A 2,835-nucleotide genomic window follows, 5' to 3' on the forward strand; every position below is an offset into this window, starting at 1 on the left:
TTCTATAACAGATACAAGTATAATTATAAAATTATATGCCTATTGTAACATAGATGTTAAAGCTTCACCACCAGCTTTTAACGCTTCCATCAATTTAGCTGGTTCTTTACCACCTGCTTGAGCCATATCTGGACGGCCACCGCCATTACCACCAGCTACTTGAGCTGCTGCTTTTACGATATTACCAGCTTTAGCGCCTTTAGCCACTACATCTTTGGATACTTTACATACAAAGTTGACTTTGTCATCACCCATAGCAGCGCCTACAAGCACTACGCCAGAACCATCTAATTTATCAAGGCCCATATCAGCCATATCACGTAACTCATCAATAGAGGAAGCTTTTACAGCAGCCGCTACAAATGCAACGTCACCAATCATTACCTTACCAGCAATGATATCTGCCGCACCAGCTGCAGAAACCTCTTTACGAATTTGTTCCAATTCTTTAGCAGTTTCTTTTGCTTCAGCCAATACTTGGTGCAAACGTTCTTCTACTTGAGGTGCTTTAGTTTTAAGTTCGCCTGCCATGCGTTCAATAGTCAAGCGATCATGTTTTGCTGCATCTAAAGCTGCGCGACCTGTAATTGCTTCAATACGACGTACACCAGAGCCGATACCCGCTTCAGATGTTAAGCGGAAGGAACTAATGAAAGCTGTATTACCTACGTGAGAACCACCACATAATTCAACAGAGAAACCAGGAACCTCTACAACGCGAACTACATCACCATATTTATCACCAAAGAGTGCCATCGCACCTTTCGCTTTTGCTTCGTCCATAGACATTTCAGCAATAGCTAAATCTGTAGCTTTTAAAATCTCTTCATTTACAAGAACTTCAATTTGATCAAGTTTCTCTTGTGTTACAGGAGAGAAGTGAGTGAAGTCGAAACGCAAGTAATCTGGAGTTACTAAGGAGCCAGCTTGGTTAACATGCTCGCCTAGAACCTTTTTCAATGCTGCATGTAACAAATGTGTTGCTGTATGGTTACGAGCCATAGCAGCACGACGATTTGTATCTACTTCAAGTGTTACATCATCGCCTTCGGAAATGGAGCCTTCCACAACAGTACCAATATGGTATACAGTGCCTTCAGGTAAACGTTTCGTATTATGAACCTCTACCTTACCCATTGGACCAACGATAAAGCCTGTATCACCTAATTGACCGCCCCCTTCAGCGTGGAATGGTGTGGTGCGTACGATAACAGTAATTTCATCGCCATCAGCAGCTGTTTGCAAACGTTCAGAGCCTTTGCCGATCATCAATACGGAAGAAGCAGTTACAGTTTCATCTTCAAGAAGCTCTTCGTCTTTCAAGAATGTAATGTCAGGTGTTGCTACCTTAGCATCTTCTTTTACACGAGCTTCACGAGCGCGTTCACGTTGTTCCTTCATGGCTGCTTCAAAACCTTCATGGTCGATTGTAAAGCCGCGTTCAGAAGCGATTTCTTCTGTTAATTCCCAAGGGAATCCGTATGTATCATATAGTTTGAATACTTCTGTACCAGGCACTACAGTTGCTTTTTCAGCAGCAAGTGTATCAATCAAAGAATTCAACAATTCAAGACCTTGTTCCAAGGTTTGGTTGAATCGTTCTTCTTCATTTTGTACAACCCGTTTAACGAAGTCTTGTTTCTCAGCAATGGATTTAATACCAGGACCAAGAATATCTACTACTACATCAATAAGTGGTGTTAAGAAGATACCTTCAATACCAAGTAAACGGCCATGACGAACAGCACGACGTAAAATACGACGCAGTACGTAACCACGACCTTCGTTAGATGGCAATACGCCATCGGAAATCAATGCAGTTACAGCGCGAGCATGGTCAGCGATAACCTTTAAAGAAACATCAGTATTTGGATTTTCGTTATATGTAACACCAGCGCGTTTAGCTGTAGCTTCAATAATTGGGAAAATCAAATCTGTTTCAAAGTTTGTTTTACAACCTTGTAATACGGAAGCCAATCGTTCAAGACCAGCGCCGGTATCGATGTTTTTATGTTGCAATGGTTCATAAGAACCATCTGGCATTTTATTAAATTGAGTGAATACTAAGTTCCAAATTTCAAGATAGCGATCGCAGTCACAACCTGGTGCACAGTTAGGATCATCACAACCATGTTCAGGACCTTGGTCGAAGAAAATTTCACTATCAGGACCGCAAGGGCCTTCACCGATTTCCCAGAAGTTATCTTCTAGGCGTGTAATATGACTTTCTTCTACGCCACAATCATTGTGCCATGTATCATATGCTTCTTGGTCATCTGGATATACAGTAACATACAATCTATTTTTATCGAGTTTAATAACTTCAGTTAAGAACTCCCACGCCCAGTGAATTGCTTCTTTTTTGAAGTAGTCACCAAAGGAGAAGTTGCCAAGCATTTCAAAGAATGTATGGTGACGAGCTGTGCGACCTACGTTTTCAAGGTCACCTGTACGCATACATTTTTGGCTTGTTGTAATACGATGACAAGGAGGTACCAATTTACCTGTAAAGAAAGGCTTTAATGGCGCCATACCTGCCCCAATCAATAATAGAGATGGATCGTTTTCTGGTATAAGAGAAAAACTATCTAATTTTAAATGTCCTTTGCTTTCAAAAAACTGCAAGTATGCTTGACGCAGTTCATTACCCTTCATGTGTATATTCCTCCTAAAATAATTTACTCTTAATTATAACGTAAAAACCATAGAAAATCTATTATAACCTATATATATCCGGATATAATTAACCTTTATTAGCATTCTCTATTCCATCTAGCTGCCATAAAAAAAGATACAAAAAAAGAGGTTATACAAATCAACAGAACATAATTGATT

General features: G+C 40.2%; 1 protein-coding gene. It reads right to left on the reverse strand.

What is annotated here, in order from left to right:
• Positions 1–39 precede the first annotated feature (39 nt).
• The gene (gene alaS, locus QZR70_RS08830; RefSeq protein ID WP_295794585.1) at positions 40–2,655 is read right to left on the reverse strand and encodes an alanine--tRNA ligase; all 2,616 of its coding nucleotides are present in this window, start codon (positions 2,653–2,655) and stop codon (positions 40–42) included.
• Positions 2,656–2,835: the final 180 nt, after the last annotated feature.

The organism is uncultured Veillonella sp., assembly GCF_900545205.1.
Taxonomy (GTDB): Bacteria; Bacillota; Negativicutes; order Veillonellales; family Veillonellaceae; genus Veillonella.

Coding starts and splice junctions, on each gene's coding strand:
- alaS (WP_295794585.1), bottom strand. CDS start 2,655: ATGAAGGGTAATGAACTGCGTCAAGCATACTTGCAGTTTTTTGAAAGC.